At 60.3% G+C, this 17,185-nt stretch carries 12 protein-coding genes and 4 pseudogenes; 6 read left to right on the top strand and 10 right to left on the bottom strand.

Features of this window, described 5'->3' with window-relative positions:
- Positions 1 to 60: 60 nt before the first annotated feature.
- The 4 genes and pseudogenes from hflX to trkA form a co-directional block, all read right to left on the bottom strand.
- Positions 61 to 1,357, bottom strand: a pseudogene (hflX, locus tag ACZ1HM_RS10990) (GTPase HflX).
- On the bottom strand, positions 1,354 to 1,593 hold the full coding sequence (gene hfq, locus ACZ1HM_RS10985; protein ID WP_007119530.1) for an RNA chaperone Hfq: 240 nt from the start codon (positions 1,591 to 1,593) through the stop codon (positions 1,354 to 1,356). The pseudogene hflX and the gene hfq overlap by 4 nt, the downstream one beginning before the upstream one ends.
- A gap of 152 nt (positions 1,594 to 1,745) precedes the next feature.
- A pseudogene (locus ACZ1HM_RS10980) lies at positions 1,746 to 3,285 on the bottom strand (TrkH family potassium uptake protein).
- Positions 3,286 to 3,294: 9 nt separating this feature from the next.
- Entirely contained in the window at positions 3,295 to 4,671 is a 1,377-nt protein-coding gene (gene trkA, locus ACZ1HM_RS10975; RefSeq protein ID WP_472742807.1) for a Trk system potassium transporter TrkA, read from the bottom strand.
- A gap of 138 nt (positions 4,672 to 4,809) precedes the next feature.
- Here trkA and ACZ1HM_RS10970 point away from each other — a divergent pair, with 138 nt between their 5' ends.
- The 3 genes from ACZ1HM_RS10970 (at position 4,810) to ACZ1HM_RS10960 (ending at position 7,019) form a co-directional block, all read left to right on the top strand.
- The gene (locus ACZ1HM_RS10970) at positions 4,810 to 5,289 is read left to right on the top strand and encodes a hypothetical protein (RefSeq protein ID WP_472742806.1); all 480 of its coding nucleotides are present in this window, start codon (positions 4,810 to 4,812) and stop codon (positions 5,287 to 5,289) included.
- A gap of 85 nt (positions 5,290 to 5,374) precedes the next feature.
- On the top strand, positions 5,375 to 6,388 hold the full coding sequence (locus ACZ1HM_RS10965; protein WP_472742805.1) for a nuclear transport factor 2 family protein: 1,014 nt from the start codon (positions 5,375 to 5,377) through the stop codon (positions 6,386 to 6,388).
- A 1-nt stretch (position 6,389) separates the two neighbouring features.
- Positions 6,390 to 7,019: a DsbA family protein gene (locus ACZ1HM_RS10960; protein WP_472742804.1), complete on the top strand. Its 630-nt coding sequence runs from the start codon at positions 6,390 to 6,392 to the stop codon at positions 7,017 to 7,019.
- A gap of 25 nt (positions 7,020 to 7,044) precedes the next feature.
- Here ACZ1HM_RS10960 and ntrX read toward each other — a convergent pair whose 3' ends face one another.
- From ntrX to dusB, 5 genes are all read right to left on the bottom strand, one after another.
- Entirely contained in the window at positions 7,045 to 8,460 is a 1,416-nt protein-coding gene (ntrX, locus tag ACZ1HM_RS10955; RefSeq protein ID WP_472742803.1) for a nitrogen assimilation response regulator NtrX, read from the bottom strand.
- Positions 8,453 to 10,654: a sensor histidine kinase NtrY-like gene (locus ACZ1HM_RS10950; protein ID WP_472742802.1), complete on the bottom strand. Its 2,202-nt coding sequence runs from the start codon at positions 10,652 to 10,654 to the stop codon at positions 8,453 to 8,455. The genes ntrX and ACZ1HM_RS10950 overlap by 8 nt, the downstream gene beginning before the upstream one ends.
- Positions 10,655 to 10,820: 166 nt before the next feature.
- On the bottom strand, positions 10,821 to 12,194 hold the full coding sequence (locus tag ACZ1HM_RS10945) for a response regulator (protein ID WP_472742801.1): 1,374 nt from the start codon (positions 12,192 to 12,194) through the stop codon (positions 10,821 to 10,823).
- Positions 12,140 to 13,288 carry a two-component system sensor histidine kinase NtrB gene (locus ACZ1HM_RS10940; RefSeq protein WP_472742800.1) on the bottom strand — a complete coding sequence of 383 codons (1,149 nt, stop codon included), beginning with the start codon at positions 13,286 to 13,288 and terminating at the stop codon, positions 12,140 to 12,142. Before ACZ1HM_RS10940 ends, ACZ1HM_RS10945 begins: the two co-directional genes overlap by 55 nt.
- The gene (dusB, locus tag ACZ1HM_RS10935) at positions 13,285 to 14,271 is read right to left on the bottom strand and encodes a tRNA dihydrouridine synthase DusB (protein WP_472742799.1); all 987 of its coding nucleotides are present in this window, start codon (positions 14,269 to 14,271) and stop codon (positions 13,285 to 13,287) included. Before dusB ends, ACZ1HM_RS10940 begins: the two co-directional genes overlap by 4 nt.
- Before the next feature lie 186 nt (positions 14,272 to 14,457).
- On the opposite strand from dusB, the pseudogene ispF reads away from it, so the two are divergent.
- From ispF to ACZ1HM_RS10920, 3 genes and pseudogenes are all read left to right on the top strand, one after another.
- A pseudogene (gene ispF / locus ACZ1HM_RS10930) lies at positions 14,458 to 14,946 on the top strand (2-C-methyl-D-erythritol 2,4-cyclodiphosphate synthase); the annotation flags it as partial.
- A pseudogene (locus ACZ1HM_RS10925) lies at positions 14,943 to 15,430 on the top strand (phosphatidylglycerophosphatase A family protein). The pseudogenes ispF and ACZ1HM_RS10925, both read left to right, overlap by 4 nt.
- 3 nt (positions 15,431 to 15,433) lie before the next feature.
- Positions 15,434 to 15,907 (top strand): CinA family protein, encoded by a 474-nt coding sequence (locus ACZ1HM_RS10920; RefSeq protein ID WP_472742798.1) that lies wholly within the window; start codon positions 15,434 to 15,436, stop codon positions 15,905 to 15,907.
- On the opposite strand, the gene ACZ1HM_RS10915 is transcribed toward ACZ1HM_RS10920, so the two are convergent.
- Complete coding sequence (locus ACZ1HM_RS10915) at positions 15,904 to 17,181, bottom strand: MmgE/PrpD family protein (RefSeq protein WP_472742797.1); 1,278 nt, start codon at positions 17,179 to 17,181, stop codon at positions 15,904 to 15,906. The genes ACZ1HM_RS10920 and ACZ1HM_RS10915 overlap by 4 nt on opposite strands.
- Positions 17,182 to 17,185 lie beyond the last annotated feature (4 nt).

The following is a 17,185-nucleotide window of genomic DNA, read 5'->3' as shown; positions in this document are numbered from 1 at the left end:
TTGGGGTGGGCATTTCCTTTAAAGGAAATGCTGCGAACTCTTTAAAGAGTTCGGCCCCCCTTAGAGCTTTTGAAATTGTGCTTCCTGTTTGGCAGACCAGCGCACCGTCAACTCAAAGCCGTCCTCGGACTGTTCTTCCTGCAGCACCACGTCCTGCTCAAAGAGCCAGGCCCGCTTGCGCCCTTCGGCAAAGCTGAGCGTTAGATCTGCCTCGCGCCCGGCCCCTTGCAGCGCTTCTGCAATCACGCTTTGCAGCGTCTCCAGCCCCTCACCCGACATCGCGGAGGCTGCAAAAACCGCATCATCCCGCTGCGCCCGGGTGCGCATGGCCTCAGCTGCGTCGGGGGCCAGCAGATCCATCTTGTTCCACACCTCAAAGCTGCGTGTCTCAGAGGACACCCCAAGCGAGGCCAGGATATCGCGCACGTCTACCGCTTGCTCTTCGGTCTCATCATGGCTGATGTCGCGCACATGCAGGATGATGTCAGCGGCAAGCACCTCTTCCAGCGTGGCGCGGAACGCGGCGACAAGTTCAGTTGGCAGATCTGAGATAAACCCAACCGTGTCGCTGAGAATGATCTCTGGCCCATCGGGCAGCGTCAGGCTGCGCATGGTGGGATCAAGCGTGGCAAAAAGCATGTCTTTGGCCATCACATCCGCCCCGGTAAGCCGGTTAAAGAGCGTGGATTTGCCCGCGTTGGTGTAGCCCACCAGAGCGACAATCGGATAGGGCACCTTGGCGCGGGCCGCGCGGTGAAGCGCGCGTGTCTTGACCACCTTTTCAAGCTGACGGCGCAGGCGGACGAGCTGTTCGTCAATTGCGCGCCTGTCTGCCTCAATCTGTGTCTCCCCCGGACCGCCGACAAAGCCCAGCCCCCCGTTGCCGTTCAAGGTGCGTCCAGGCCCGGACCAGCCGGGTGCGTTGATAGTTCAGGGCGGCCATCTCAACCTGCAGCACCCCTTCGCGGGTGGCCGCGCGGTCTGAGAAAATCTCAAGGATCAGCCCGGTGCGGTCGAGGATCTTTACCTCCCAGACCTTTTCCAGATTGCGTTGCTGTACGGGTGTCAGCGGGCCATCCACCAGGACAAGCTCAATGTCATGGGCGTGCATGAGGTCATGCACCTCATCAATCTTGCCTTTGCCAAATAGCTTTCCCGCGTCCACCGTGCGCAGGGGCACCACATCGGCCCCCACCACTTCTAATGCAGGCAGGGCACGCGCCAGCGATACCGCTTCGGCCAAAGCAGGTTCTGGTGCGCGGCGGTCGGGGTTGGACCGGATGTCTGGATGCAACACCCAAGCGCGGGTGATCCGAGGACCCTCCGTTTCATCGATCTGAAATTGTGATTTGCTCAAGAAGCGTCTTCGCCCTCATAGAGGCTGATCGGCTGGCTGGGCATGATGGTCGAAATGGCGTGCTTGTACACAAGCTGAGATTGTCCGTCCCGACGCAGCAACACACAGAAATTGTCAAACCAGGTGATGACACCCTGCAGTTTGACACCATTGATCAGGAAAATGGTGACCGGTACTTTGGTCTTACGTACATGGTTCAGGAACGCATCCTGAAGGTTCTGTCTGTCAGACGCCATTGGGCTTCTCGCTTCTTTTTCTTGCTGGCGCCTGCGGCTCAGGCCCCCCATCGCGATAACTATGTCGCGGTGTGACCGGAGTTTCCACCCCAAAGTTCTAGCTGTCTGAGATTATTGACGCAATTGAGTGACAGCTTGGCAACAACCTGCCCTTAAGCACGCCACAGATCTGGCGTCAGCAATGCGATGATCGCCAATGTTTCAAGGCGTCCCAGCACCATGGCACCGCAAAGGATGAATTTCGCAGCATTGCTGAGTTCTATCAATCGGATAGGCGCATCAGCGCCCACTTCGGTCAAGGGTCCAGTGGTCGAAAGGCTGGCCACGGACAGGACAATCGCCTCTTGAAAGGTGCTGCCAGTGAGCGTGAGTGCGAGGGTGATTCCAGCCAGCGACAGGGCAAAGAGCATAAAGAAGATCCAGGCGATATAGGCCCCGTTGCTTTGCAAGCGCCGCCCCGCAGCACCTGCGCCGCTGACCGAACTTGGATGCACCAGACGCTCCAATTCGCGGGTGCCATTGAGGTAAAGCGCAAAGACGCGCAGCAATTTGACCCCGCCTGCGGTGGTGGCCACCCCGCCCCCCATCAGCGCCAACCCCATCAGAATAAGCCCCGGTGTGCCCAGGCCCGACCAATCCTGCGCCGCCCCCCAATGTTCTGAGACAAAGCCGGTGGTGGTCAGGAACGACAAGGCGGTAAATGCTGCACCCCAAAAGGCGTATCCGGCTTCAGACAGCTCTTCCATGGCGGCCACGTCATAGGCGCCGATGAAATGCCGCGAAAAGATCAAACTCGGCACAGCGAGCGCCAGAAAGAGGCCAATCCGAAATTCAGGATCGGTGGTAATGCCCCCTTGGGTGGCGGTGATCGTGTCCTTTGAAAAGGTCAGCCGGGACAGCGCAAAAAGCATGAACAGCGCCATCACCGCCTCGCCCGTGATCCCCAGGGATGAGGCCTCAATCCCGCCTACGGGCGAAATCCCCGACGTGGCCATCACCGACATCGCGTGGCACAGCGCCACCAGCGGCAGATCGCCCCCCGCCATCAGCAAAATCCAAAGCAACGCGGTAAGCCCTGCATAGATGGGCAAAAGCGCACTGGCCACGCGCAACAGGCGCTCACGCGGGCCTAAGGTGGCGGCACGGCTGACCATGGCGCTTTCTTGGCGGCCCGGTTCGGCACTGGGCAGTCACCTCAAAGCCCCCCAGATGCAAGGGGGCCAGAATAGCTGAGGCCGCGATCCACATCAGCAACCCGCCCATCCAGCCCACCTGCGCGCGCCACAAATGGAGCGTATCGCTGAGCCGTTCGGGGTCTTGGAACATGGCCGCGCCCGTGGTGGTCAGCGCACTTACCATCTCAAAGTAGGCGTTGATAAAACGCGTGGTTGGCAGCGCCTCAACAAAGGGCAGCGCAAAGAAAAGCGGCAGCAACACAAAGGCCGAAAAGAGCGACAAAAGCGGGCCCATCGCGGTGTGGTTTTGGCTGCGCCCGCTTAGGACCACGGCGAACATGCAAAACAGGATCACGCCCAAAAGGCCCGCATAGAAAAACGCCCGGCTAGCGGCGTGGTTGTCCACCACAAGCCCATGAATGGCAGGCAGCAACATCGACAGGGCCGACAGGCCAAAGAGCAGCAAAAACAGCGGCAGGTGCCGCAGCTCGTTTCGGATGTTGGTTGGCCGGCTCATGGGCGGGCGCTAAAAGAAATCGATCGAGACTTGAAGCAGTTGTTCGACCTCTGGCACGTCTTCGGCCAGGGCAAAGACCGCAATCACGTCGCCCTCTTCAATCCGCGTGTCGCCAAGCGGGCGGGTGACCTTGTCCCCTTTGCGCACCATCCCAACCAGCGATCCTTCGGGGAAATCAATGTCTGAGATGGTCTTACCCGCAATGGGCGATGTCGACAGAACCTCAGCCTCAATCACCTCCGCTTCGGCATCTCCGATGGAATAGACCGCGCGGACCCGCCCGTGGCGGATGTGGCGCAGGATGGAGGACACGGTGGTGGCGCGCGGATTGATATAGGCGTCAATGCCCAAAGGTGTCATCAGAGGCACCAGCGTCGGGTCATTGATCAGTGCGATGACGTAATCACAGCCTTCCGCCTTGGCGCGCACGCAGGCCAGCATGTTGGTTTTGTCATCATCCGTGACCGACAGCATCGCATCCGCACGGGCAATCCCCGCCTCAGCCAGCAACGCCGCATCCAGCCCGTCACCGTTTAGAACAATCGTCCGCTCCAGCGCTTCGGCGGCGCGTTCGGCACAGCGGCGGTTCTTTTCAATGACCTTGGTACGCAACCTCCGGGCATCGCTTTCCAGGTGCTGTGCGACAGCCAACCCGACATTGCCGCCGCCCACCAGCACCACGCGCTCTTGTTTGGTGGCTTGCTTGCCGAAAATCTCCATGGTGCGGGCGATGTCATCGCGATGACAAAAGACATAACAATCGTCGCCCACAAACAACTGGTCCTTGGATTCAGGTGCAAAGAGCGTGCCATCCCGGCGTACCCCAACCACCACCGCGCGCAGGGTTGAAAAAAGATCCGTTAGCTGGCGCAGCGGCGTATTCACCACCGGGCATTCATCTTCAATGGTGATGCCCAGCAAATGGGCAAAGCCGTCCATAAAGACTTCGGTATCGAAGGACGCAGGCGCTGAGAGCCGTTGCAGGGCTGCGGCGGCGACCTCCTTTTCGGGTGAGATCACCACGTCAATGGGCATGTGATCCCGGCGGTAGAGATCAGAATAGATCGCGTCCAGATAAGATTGGCTGCGCAGGCGGGCGATCTTGCGGTTGATGCCAAAGACCGAATGGGCCACCTGACAGGTGACCATGTTGACCTCATCAGAATGAGTCGCGGCGATGATCATCTCCGCATCGCGGGCCCCTGCCCGGTCAAGAATATCAGGATAGCTGGCAAACCCTGCGACACCTTGCACGTCCAGCGTTTCAGTCGCTGCGCGCACCAGTTCGGTGTTGCTGTCCACAACGGTCACGTCATTGCGTTCTCCGCTGAGGTGGCGGGCGATCTGCCAGCCCACCTGCCCTGCGCCACAAATGATAACCTTCATGCATGCCCCTTTAAGGCCCGATGATGCAGCCCCACGTCACACGCGGTCTGCGGGTATCGTTTGTTAGAGGGCATGATGCCGCCTATGGCAAGGGTGAATTACGTTGCCGTCGCCAGGGAAACCGGGCAGGTTTGGGACATGAGATCATCAATATGCGCCGTTCTTGCCATTGCCACAGCGCTCAGCGCCTGCGCGTCGTTGGACACCTACTATAAACCCGGCGCATCGCTGGCGTTGGTGGAACGTGAGACAACGGCCTGCGAGGTTAAAGCGCTGCAAGACGTGCCTGTCACAACCTTGGTCCGGCGCAAGCCGCCGATATTTGTACCGGGCAACCGGACCTGCGATGCCAATGGCAACTGTATCCAAGCGCCCGGGCATTACATTCCCGGCGGATTTGAAAGCTATGATCCGAACGAAGGCCTGCGGTTTCGGGTGGAGCGGCAGTGCATGGCTGACAAGGGCTTTGTCCCTGTCTCCATCCCCGCCTGCCCTGATAGCGTCGCCTCAGCCGCCCCTGCAGGTGCCACCACCCGCCTGCCGACACTGACCGAAGGGTCCTGCGTGATCCGCAATTCTGATGGCAGCATTCAGATTGTGAACAGGATCGCCGGATAATCGCAAAAGTGCGCAAAATATGCTGGTGCAAACGTGTGCAAGGGGCTAACCCTTTCCCTATTGAGCCAAAAATTTGGGACGCCCCATGTCAGACCTTCAAGCCGCCAAAGCCCTTGTGCAGGCGCATTACGACGCGCTGGAAAGCGCCACACCCGACAGTGTTTCTGAAATCCTTGCCCACCGCATGGCCCCAGATGCCACTTGGCGGGCCGTGCATCCGTTTAACGTCCAATCCGGCCCTGCAGGCGCGGCAGAGGCGTTTTGGACCCCGTTCCTGACCAGCTTTCAGGCCGTACAGCGCCGCGAAGATATCTTTTTCGCCGGGCACAACGGCACTGGTGAGACGGGGACGATCTGGACAGTGTCTATGGGGCATTTGATGGGCCTTTTTGACGCGCCGTTTCTGAACATCCCGGCCACACGCAAGATCGCGATGCTGCGCTATGCAGAATTCAACCAGATCGCGGATGGCAAGATCGTTGAGACGGCGTTCTTTTGTGACCTGCCGCATTTGATGGTGCAGTCCGGGATCAAGCGTTTCCCAGATCAGACGGCAGCGTTCTTGATCCAACCGGGCCCGCGTACCCATGACGGCCAGCTTTTTGAGCCACAGGATCCTGCGGAGGGCAAAAAGACCCTCGATATCATTGAGCGGATGATTTTCTCCATTGATGCGGCCAACGCAGATCCCAAGGCCAAGACGCCCCGGCAGGAGCTGCAAGAGAACTGGACCGATGACATGCTGTGGTGGGGGCCCGAAGGGATCGGGGCGACCTACACCATCGACCGCTATATTGAGCAGCATCAGGGCCCGTTCCGCCGCCGCATGAAGGACCGCGCGTTTAACGGCCACCTGTGCAGGATGGCTGAGGGCAATTACGGTGCCTTCTTTGGCTGGCCCAACCTGACGCTGACCAACCACAACGGCTTTCTGGGTCTGCCGCCCAATGACATGCGCGCAGACATGCGTGTGGTGGATGTGTACCGGCGCGCGGGCGACAAGCTGGCGGAGAACTGGATCTTTATCGACATGCTGCATTTCATGAAGATGCAGGGCGTGGATGTCCTGGCAGAACTGACGGAAACGGCGCAAGCCTGAGATGCTCGGCAGCGCTGACAGACCGACGCTGACCTTCTGGTTCGAATTCGCATCGACCTATTCGTACCTCACAGCCATGCGTCTTGCGCCTTTGGCAGAGGATGCAGGGGTTGAGGTGGTCTGGCAGCCGTTCCTGTTGGGGCCGATTTTTCAGGCGCAGGGCTGGGAGACCTCCCCCTTCAACCTCTTTGAGGCCAAGGGCCGCAACATGTGGCGGGACATGGCCCGGCAGGTGGATAAGATGGGACTGCCACCCCTGACCCGGCCAGAGCCGTTTCCACAAAACGGCCTGCTTGCCGCGCGTGTGGCCACGCTGGGCCAAGGGGCTGCATGGCTGCCCGGCTTTGTGCGCGCCGTCTATACCGCGCAATTTGCCCAAGGGCGCGATATTTCAAACCCAGCAACGATTGTGCGCTGTCTGGCAGATCTGGGGCAAAAGGCGGAACCACTGATCGCGCAAGCAGGATCGGATCCGCAGGTCAAAGGCCGCCTCAGAACCGGCACCGCGCAGGCCAGCGCCTTGGGGCTGTTTGGCGCGCCCAGCTTTACCACAAAAGATGGAGAGCTTTTTTGGGGCAATGACCGCCTGGAGGACGCGCTGGCCTGGGCGGCCCGCACCGGGCGCAGCTGACAGGCCAGGCCACGCCGGGGTTGTCCTAGCCCTCCGCCGCTTCGCCTTCTTCATCCACATGGGCCACGCGCACCCCGGCCTTGGCCGATGTCACAACACCCAGTGACTTCAGCTTGCGGTGCAGCGCTGACCGTTCCATGCCGACGAAATTCGCTGTGCGTGAGATGTTGCCACCAAATCGGTTGATCTGGGTCAGCAAGTATTCCCGCTCAAACGCTTCGCGGGCTTCGCGCAGGGGCAATGTAGCCAGAGCCGAGGACAGCACGACGCGGCCATCCTCTTCGCCGCGGTCTTCTTCTCCGGGCAATTCACGCGCTTCAATCGGGCCGTTGCCATCGCCCAGGATCAGCACCCGCTCAATAAGGTTTTTAAGCTGGCGCACATTGCCGGGCCACACCATGGTCTGCATCAGCGCAATCGCGTCATCCGACAATTCGCGCAGCGGCAGGCCCTGAGCGCTGTTGCATTCGGCGATAAAGTGTTCGGCCAAAAGCGGAATATCCTCGCGCCGTTCTTCCAGCGAGGGCACCGCAATCGGCACAACATTCAGACGGTGATACAGCTCTTGGCGGAAGGTTTCTGCAGCAATTTCGTGCTCCAAGTCTCTGTTTGTGCTGGAAATAACCCGCAGATCGACGCGCACCTTATCGTTGCCGCCGACACGGGTGAATTGCTGGTCCACCAACACGCGTAAGATCTTGCTTTGGGTGCCCAGAGGCATGTCCGCGACCTCATCAAAGTAGACGACACCGCCGTGGGCTTGCTCCAACAGCCCCGGTTCAATACCCCGGTCATTGCCCTCGCGGCCAAACAAAACCTCTTCCATCCGGTCCGGTTCAACACCAGCGCAGTTGACCGTCACAAAGGGGGCCGAGGCGCGGTTGGAATTTGCATGGATATAGCGTGCCGCAACCTCTTTGCCGGCCCCGGCGGGGCCTGTCAGCATCACGCGGCCGTTGGATTTGGTGACCTTGTCCAACTGCCCCACCAAGCCCCGGAACGCCGCAGATTGCCCCAGCATCTCAGCGCTGGAGACATCGCGGCGCTTGAGCGTCTGGTTTTCGCGCCGCAGCCGCGAGGTTTCCATGGCGCGGCGGATCACCACCAGCAGTTGGTCGATGTTGAACGGCTTTTCGATGAAATCGTAAGCCCCCTGTTTGATCGCAGCGACCGCAATCTCGATGTTGCCGTGGCCAGAGATAATCACCACCGGCACATCGGGGTTGTCGCGCTTGGTCGCTTTGAGGATGTCGATGCCGTCCATACGGCTGTCTTTCAGCCAGATGTCGAGGATCATCAGCGCAGGCGGCTCCGCATTAAGCGCGGCCATGGCATCGTCAGAATTGCCCGCCAGCCGCGTTGAAAAGCCTTCGTCCTTCAGGATGTCCGAGATCAGTTCCCGGATATCGCGTTCATCATCTACGATCAGAATGTCACTCATGCGCTGTCTCCACTCGTTTATCTTCTGTTGGGTGCGAGGCGCTGAGCGGCAGTGTGATCACCGCCATCGCCCCAAAATGGTCTTGCCCGTCAAACACAGGCGCGTTTTCAAGGATCAGGCTGCCGCCGTGTTCCTCGATGATCTTTTTCACGATGGGCAGGCCCAGGCCGGTGCCCTCATCGCGGGTGGTCACGTAGGGTTCAAACAGCCGCGCGCGGTCCTCTGGCAGACCGATGCCATTGTCCGCTATGCGGATGATGGCGGTGTCTTTTTTGCCAAGCTCCAGCGTGACGCTGATCTGCGGCTTCAGGTTTTCGGGCGCACCTTTTTCTTTCAAGGTTTCAATGGCCTCTCCGGCGTTCTTAATCAGATTGGTCAACGCCTGGGAGATCATCGTGGCATCAATATTGGCCGTCACCGGCGCATCGGGCAGATCCGCCGCAATCTTCACCTCTGGCTGGCCTGCTTGTTGCAGGAAAACCGCATCCCGCACCAGCTGCGCGAGGTCTTGATGCGATGTTTCCGGCTCTGGCATCCGGGCGAATTTGGAAAACTCATCCACGATGCGCCGCAGGTCGCCGGTCTGGCGGATGATCACACCGGTCATTTGCTCCAAGCTGTCGCTGTCTTCCCCAAGCCGCGGAGAGAACTTGCGCCGGATGCGCTCGGCTGACAGCTGAATGGGCGTGAGCGGGTTCTTGATCTCATGCGCGATCCGCCGGGCCACATCGCCCCAGGCCGCCATCCGCTGTGCGCTTACCAGGTCGGTGACATCATCAAACGCCACCACGTATCCCTCAAGGCGCCCGTCCTCCGCGCGCCGTGTGGCCATGCGCACCAACAGGTTCTCCATCGCCCCCTGGCGTGATACCTTCACCTCGCCCTGCGCGACCTCACCGGGGCCGTTGGCGATGGTTTCAAAAAGCTTGCCAAATTCGGGCACCGCGACGGCGAGGGCCACAGATTGTTGATCTTCGGACCAATCCAACAGCCGCATCGCAGAGCGGTTCACAAAGGTCACCCGGCCTTCGGGGTCCAGGCCCACGACGCCAGAGGTGACTGAGCTGAGCACGGAATCAAACAGCCGGCGGCGGCGTTCGATCTGGCGCGTGTTGTCCAACAGCGTTTCGCGCTGGCCCTGCAGCTGCTTGGTCATCTGGTTAAAGTACCGGCTCAGCATCGCGATCTCATCATCGCCCTGCTCTTCGCGGACCTGCACGTCCAAATTGCCCGCGCCCACCTGCTGCGCGGCACCGGTCAGCCTGCCCACGGGGCCAGAAAGGCGCTCAGCAAACCACAGCCCCAGCCAGATGGCGGCAAGGATCAGCATCACAGCAAAGGCGAGGTAGAGCAGACCAAATTCGAACAAAAGCCTGCCGCGTTCGGATTCGAGTTGCTGGTAAAGCCGCACGGTTTCTGTGGTTTCATCCAGCAGGGCCAGGATGTCGCCGTCTACGTCGCGGCTGACATACAAAAACCGGTCCACGAAGGATTGCATCGGCACCAGGGCGCGGAATTCGTTGTTGGCCCAATCCTCAATCACGGTGAGGCCTTCATCAATGGCCGTCTGGATTTGAGCGGCAGAAGGCTGTTCGAAATCAAAGAGATAAGACCGGTCGCCCCGCGCTCTGATCTGGCCTGTGCCATCGATCAAATAGGCCTCGCGCAGGCCGCGCTGGATTTGGCGCTGTGCCTCGCCCAACAGTTCACTTGGCGAGAAAAGGATGCCTTGGTTGCGGGCGTTATCAATGCTGCGGGCCAAAGCTTCGGCGTCTGAGATCAGGTCTGAGCGTTGCTCAGCCTCATAGGCTTGTGCGGCGGCCAGTGAGGACCCCACCACCCCGCGCACGCGGTCTGAAAACCAACCCTCAAGTCCGACATTCACGGTGAGCCCTGCAAAGACAGCGACCGTGATCGTGGGAATTAGCGCCATCAGCGCAAAGACGCCTGTCAGCCGAAGGTGCAGCCGCGAGCCTGCGGATTTGGCGCGTCGGGCGGCGATCAGCCGGGCCACCTGGCTCATCACTAGGGCCGCCACCAGCAGCACGTAAACCAGATCGGTCAGCAGGATCACCCGCAGTGCGAAGGTATCCGCCCCCTGCCCCAACGGCCCCAGCACAAGGTAGGTGGCCATGGCCAAAGTCGGGCCCAACACCACAACGCCCAACGTGGCCAGGTTGCGCACGCGTTTCACGCGCCGCAAACGGCCTAAACGCTCAATGCTTAAGCTACGTGACAGACTTGCCACTCGCTATCCTCACCGATGATGTGGTGCCAATTGGCACCAACCGCCATATTGTGTGGTCCTAACGGGTTTTCAGTTTGACCTGAGACCTGATGGCCACGCTTCTGTGGCGCTTTTACATCATTTTGCGGCCTCTTGTCACCTCTATATCAAGATCTGTGATTTTCTTGCGCAGGGTATTTCGGTTGATGCCCAGAAGATCAGCGCATTTTGCCTGATTTCCTGAGGTCGCGGCGAGTGAGATTTCAATCAGCGGGGCCTCAATTTCCCGCAGGATACGGGCATAAAGGCCCGGTGGCGGCAGCACCGCACCATGTTGGTCAAAATAGCGCCTCAGGTGCCGCTCCACGCTGGCCCCCAGCCTTTCTGTGTTGGCTTGGGCGTGCACAGGCTCTGGCGCGGGCTGGGCGCCCAGCACCTGTTCGGCCTCAGCCTGGGTAATTTCGCTTGCGCGGCTGGTCAGCGCCAATTGGCGCATCGCATGTTCCAGTTGGCGCACATTGCCCGGCCAGGAATAATGGGCAAAAACCTTGGAGGCCCCTTCGGAAAGCTTCCGGCTGGGCCCGTTTGTGCCATCTGAGCGCTCCAGGAAGTGATAGGCCAAAAGCTCAATATCCTCGACCCGGTCGCGCAGCGCAGGCACATGCACCGTGGCCCCTGACAGCCGGTAGAACAGATCACGGCGCAATGCACCTTTCTTCATGGCTTCGGCCAAATCAGATTGGCTGGTGGCCAGAAAGCGCGGCGTATATTCGCCCGGCGCGTCCATCATCCGCGCGATGCGGGCCTGCACCTCAAGCGAAATATCGGCGATTTCATCGATCAGGAGCGTACCGCCCCGGACGCGCGCCAACACCCGCGCAGGGCCTTCGATGTCTTGCAGATCGCCGCCGGTGATGGTGACAAAGGGCAAGGTGCGACGGTCGGAAAAATCATGGATCGCGCGCCCGATAAGCGACTTGCCGGTTCCGCTTTCGCCCCAGATCAGCACCGGTAGATCGGTGTTCATCACCCGTGCCACCAACCGGTAGAGCGCTTGCATCACCGGAGTGCGGCCCACCAGCGGCAGGTCATCGCGGTCTGCATCGGTGCTGGGCGCAATTGGGGCTGCACGCGCGGCGGTTTCCTTGCGGTTGAGCGCCCGCGCGGTGCGTTTCATCAGATCCGGCAGATCAAAAGGTTTGGGCAGATAGTCAAAGGCATCCGCCTCAGCTGCTTTGATCGCAGTCATGATTGTGTTTTGCGCCGAGATGACGATCACGGGCAATTCTGGCCGGTCTTCTGAGATTTTTGGCAGCATCTCCAGCCCGTTGCCGTCAGGCATGGCCACATCCGTGATCACCGCATCGCCACGGCCTTCGCCCACCCATCGCATCAAGGTCGTCAGGCTGGAGGTGGCGTGAACCTTGCAGCCTGCGCGGGTCAGGGCCTGGGTCAGAACCGTTCGAATGGTGCGGTCGTCATCAGCGACAAGAACAGTGCCGTCCATGGGTCAGCTCTCCTTTTTGGCTTTTTTCTTGAAGGGGTCCGCGGGCGCGCGGGCATTGAAATGCGGAAAATCGTCTGGCCGGGCACGGAATCGACGGAAATCCAGCCGTCGTGCTCTGATATGATCTTGCTGACCAGCGCCAGGCCCAAACCGGTGCCGTTTTCACGGCCCGATACAAAGGGGTCAAAGATGTCGCCTTTGATGTTCTCAGGCAGGCCCGGACCATCGTCGATCACTTCGATCTGCAAGGGCAGCGATTGGCCGCTGCCATCGGCGCGGCGCATGCGGAAGGAATGTTCGAAATAGGTGTGCAAACGGATTGTCCCGCCGCCGTCCCCTGCCGCTTGTGCGGCGTTTTTCAAAAGGTTCAGCACGACTTGAAGCAGCTGATCCTTATCGCCCCAGGCAGGCGGCAACGAGGGATCATAATCTTCAACGATTTTCATCTGAGAGCCAAAGCCCAGCAGCGCAGAGCGCCGCGCGCGGTCCAGCACATCATGCAGGTTTACGGGCTTGCGCACCGGCTGAGAGAGATTGCCAAATTGCTCCACCTGTTCGAGCAGTTTCACGATCCGGCGGGATTCCGCGACGATCAGATCGGTCAGCTCCAGCTCATCCGCATCCAGGTTCATCGACAACAGCTGTGCCGCGCCGGTGATACCGGCCAAGGGGTTCTTGATCTCATGCGCCAGCATTTCGGCCATGCCGATGGCGGATTTGGCGGCGGATTTGACAGAATGGTTCTGCGTCATCCGCCCAGACATTTCACGGGCTGAGATCATCATGATCATATGCCCGGGATGATTTTGCAGCGGTGCAATCTGAAGCGCGGATTTCTGCGGGGCACGCTGGCCTGACCCGACATCGACGTCATTCACAAAAAGCGCCGTGCTGCTTTCTCGCGCGCGGTTAAAGGCATCCTCTAGCGGATAGTCCACCGCAACCAGATCCCAGACCGGCGCGCCAATGATGTTGCGGACAGAGGCGTTGAAAAATCCTTCGCCCGCCGGGTTCACATCCCGAACGTGATCGTCAGGATCAATCAGAAGCGTTGGGATGGGCAAGGATGCCCAGATGTTACGGTCCCCCGTCATGCGGCCACCTGTGGTTTTGGGGTCTGCAACGCCTCTTGGATGAGCGCACGTGCGGTCGCAGGCTCTGACGCGGTCAGCACCGCACGGCGCAGGTCTGCCGGCGTTGCGGCGGTGTCCATGTACCAGCCCAGATGCTTGCGCGCGACGCGCGCGCCCAGCTCGGTGCCGTAGAACCGCAAGATGTCGTCGTAATGCTCTTGCACCATGTTGGCAAAATCCTTGCCCTCAGGAACGGTCGGGGCTTGGGTGCCGAAGAGCGCATGCGCCACTTCGGCCAAAAGCCACGGGCGGCCTTGGGCCCCCCGCCCGATCATCACACCGTCAGCGCCCGATTGGGCCAGCGCTGTCGCGGCAGAGGCCGCAGAAGTGATATCGCCATTGGCAATGACCGGGATTTTTACGGCCGCCTTGACCCGCGCAATTGCGCGCCAATTGGCCCGGCCCTTGTAGAATTGGCAGCGCGTGCGCCCGTGGATTGTGATCATCTTGACGCCTGCCGCTTCGGCCCGTTTGGCAATCAGCGGCGCGTTCAGCATCTCATCATCCCAGCCCAGCCGGGTCTTGAGCGTAACAGGCACATCCACCGCCGCCACCACCGCCTCAATCAAGCGCAGCGCATGATCAGGCGTTTTCATCAAGGCAGAGCCGGAGGCGCCGTTTGTTACCTTTTTCGCAGGACAGCCCATGTTGATGTCAATCAGGCGCGCGCCTTGATCGGCGATCATCCGCGCCGCTTCGGCCATGGGCCCCGCTTCGCGCCCTGCGATCTGGACGGAGGTGCCAGCCACGCCCAACCCAAGCTCAGCCTTTTCGCGCGTGCCGGGGCGTTTTGACAACAGCTCTTGGCTGGCCACCATTTCTGACACCACAAGGCCCGCCCCAAATTTTGCCACCAGCGTGCGGAACGGCAAATCAGTGATTCCGGCCATCGGGGCCAGAAGAACCGGAGGGGTCAGATCATTTGGCAGGGCCAATCGGCTCAAATGCTTAATCCTTGTGCAGTTGTCTTGGGTGTAGCCATCCACCGGCCAAGCCACAATAGATCAACGCAAAACGGAGACATTGGATCAACGGTAGTGCTTAATTTTTGAGCACATCTTGCGAAACATTGCGTGCAGCCCTGCCAGGCCCTAGACAGCGTGGTGCGGGTGCCCGCCATCCATCGTTGGGAGAGTTTCATGGATATTCGGACCGGGAACGGATTTGACGTACATGCCTTTGGACCGGGCGATCATGTGATGTTGTGCGGTGTGGCCATCCCGCATGACCGCGGCCTTAAGGGACATTCGGATGCGGATGTTGGGATGCATACGGTGACGGATGCGATCTATGGTGCCTTGGCGCAGGGGGACATCGGTCAGCATTTCCCGCCCTCAGACCCCCAGTGGAAAGGTGCGGCGAGTGAGATTTTTCTGCGCCATGCGGTGCGTTTGGCCGCCGAGATGGGGTTTGGCATCACCCATGTTGATTGCACCTTGATCTGTGAAGAACCCAAGATCGGGCCCCATGCGCTGGCCATGCGGCAGCGGATGTCAGAGCTCTTGGGGCTTGATCTGGGACGGGTTTCGGTGAAGGCCACGACCTCTGAGCGTCTGGGCTTTACCGGTCGGGGCGAAGGCATTGCCTGTATCGCCACGGCAACCTTGGTGCAGCCATGATGCTGGCGCGTATGATCGGAACGGTTCTGGGCGCAGGATACATCCGTCCTGCACCCGGCACCGGGGATCGCTCGTTGCGCTGCCCTGGGCGTGGCTCTTGCATGTGCTGGGCGGGTTTCCGTTGCTGGCTTTGGGGGTTGTTGTGGCCTTTGTCAAAGGCTGGTGGGCGACGGTGCAGATGATCAAAGGTCAGGACGATCACGACCCGTCTGAGATCGTTGTGGATGAGCTGGTTGGCCAATGGATCGCGCTTTTGCCGCTGTCCTGGGCGGCCTGGTCGATGGAGATTTCAATCCTGGCGATGTGGCCCGGTTGGATCGCCGCCTTTGTGCTCTTTCGGTTTTTTGACATCACCAAGCTTGGCCCCGTGGGCTGGGCAGATCGGCGTGGCGACGCCTTGGGGGTGATGCTGGATGACGTAGTGGCAGGTGTCTTTGCGGCCATCGGTGTGCTGGTGCTGGCGGCACTTTATCATGGGATTTGATGCATGAGCCTTGCGCAGGAACTCCTTGCTTTGACAGCAGAAAAAGGCGTTATGCTTGCAGTGGCTGAAAGCTGCACGGGCGGCATGGTCGCTGCTGCATTAACCGATTTGCCCGGCTCATCCGCGATGATGGAGCGGGGCTTTGTCACCTATACCAATGCCGCCAAGATCGACCTGCTGGGGGTTCAGCCCGCAACGCTCGACGCGCATGGTGCCGTGTCAGAAGAGGTCGCCCATGAGATGGCGACAGGCGCCTTGTCCCGGTCTGCGGCGCAGGTGGCTGTGTCCATCACAGGAATTGCTGGTCCGGGTGGGTCAGAGGTGAAACCTGAGGGGATGGTCTGCTTTGGCATTGCCTCCTCCGCTGGAGTGATCACACAAACGGTGCAGTTTGGCGCGTTGGGCCGCGATGCGGTGCGCCGGGGCGCGCGGGATCACGCGTTGGCGCTGCTTCTTAAAGCGGTGGCAGCGCTTTAAGAAGCCAACAACTGCTGCAGCGGAGCCAACGTGTCGCCTTGTGCTGCGTGCCACAGGGCATCGGCACGCGCTGGTGTGATCAGCGCTGCCGCTTTTTCGCGCAGCTTGCGGGCGCGTTTTTCAATTACCATTGGGGCCAGCAGATCATGCTTGAGCCGCCGGATCGCGCCGTTTTTTGCAGTGACAGAGACTTCGGCCTGGGTTTCTGACAAATTCGCATCGGCGCTGACGCGCACCTTTTTGCGCAGCGCCACCACGGCTTTGTCTTTGGTGATTTCATCGGTAAAGCTTTCAACCGCATTGGTTGGGTGCCCCAAAACGGACATTGCAGCCGTCTGGCGGTAGCTGAACTTCGCAGCCAGCCCGGTTTTCGGATCCTCGATATTGCACACGCTCATCCAGCGCGGATGGGTGCGGATGTGCATGCCGTCAATGTCATCGGCCACAAGGCCCGCCTGCCCCACGGCTTCTAGCATCGCATGCAGACCGTGACAGCAGGCGTGAAACTTGTGACTGATGGACAGGATGTTCCAGGTTTTCCGTGGCAGGCTGACCGGCCCCTCCATCCCAAAATGCGTCGGCCCAAAGGCCAATGGGCCCGCCAATCCGTCATGGGTGGCCGTCATGCCGGCCTGCGCCCAAAGTGCTGCCTCCACCCCGGTGCGGGCGGCTAGACCGGCGTTGAGCGGCTTGGCCATCGTGCCAAATTGCGCCTTCAACCCCGACGCCATGCTGGCACATAACCCCAGCGCCATGCGCGTGGCGTCTGCATCCAGGTCCAAAAGACGGCAGGTGCCCAGCGTCGCGCCAAAGGCGCCCGCAGTTGCCGTCTGGTGATAGCCCACTTGGTAATGGTCCCGGCCCAACCACAACCCCACCAGGACTGAGGCCTCAACCCCGATGGTGGCCGCATCCACAAGCGTTTCCATGTCAGCGGCGATGTCTTCGGCCAGGGCCAAGACGGCTGGGATCACGGCAACGGAGGGATGGCCGATGTGGGCGAAATGCGTGTCGTCATAATCCAGCGCATGGGACAGCGTGCCGTTGATCAGCGCCGCCGTGGGGGCCGAGGCTGTGCCGCCGCCAATGACCGTATTTGCCCCCCGGCTGAGCGCCTGTTGGGTCTGGGTGAATTCGGCAAACTCTTCTTCCCGCGCCCCGGCGATCCCACAGGCCGCCCAATCAAAGAGCGACAGGCGCATCATCTCAGCTGCGTCAGCAGGGACACCTTGCTGGGAAAAGCGCAGGAGCAGATCTGTGATCGTCCCTGCCATCTGC

The sequence above is a fragment of the Sulfitobacter sp. GN1-4 genome, from assembly GCF_055693825.1.
Note: the sequence above shows the minus strand (reverse complement) of the source record. Positions and strands in the feature narration are given on the sequence as shown.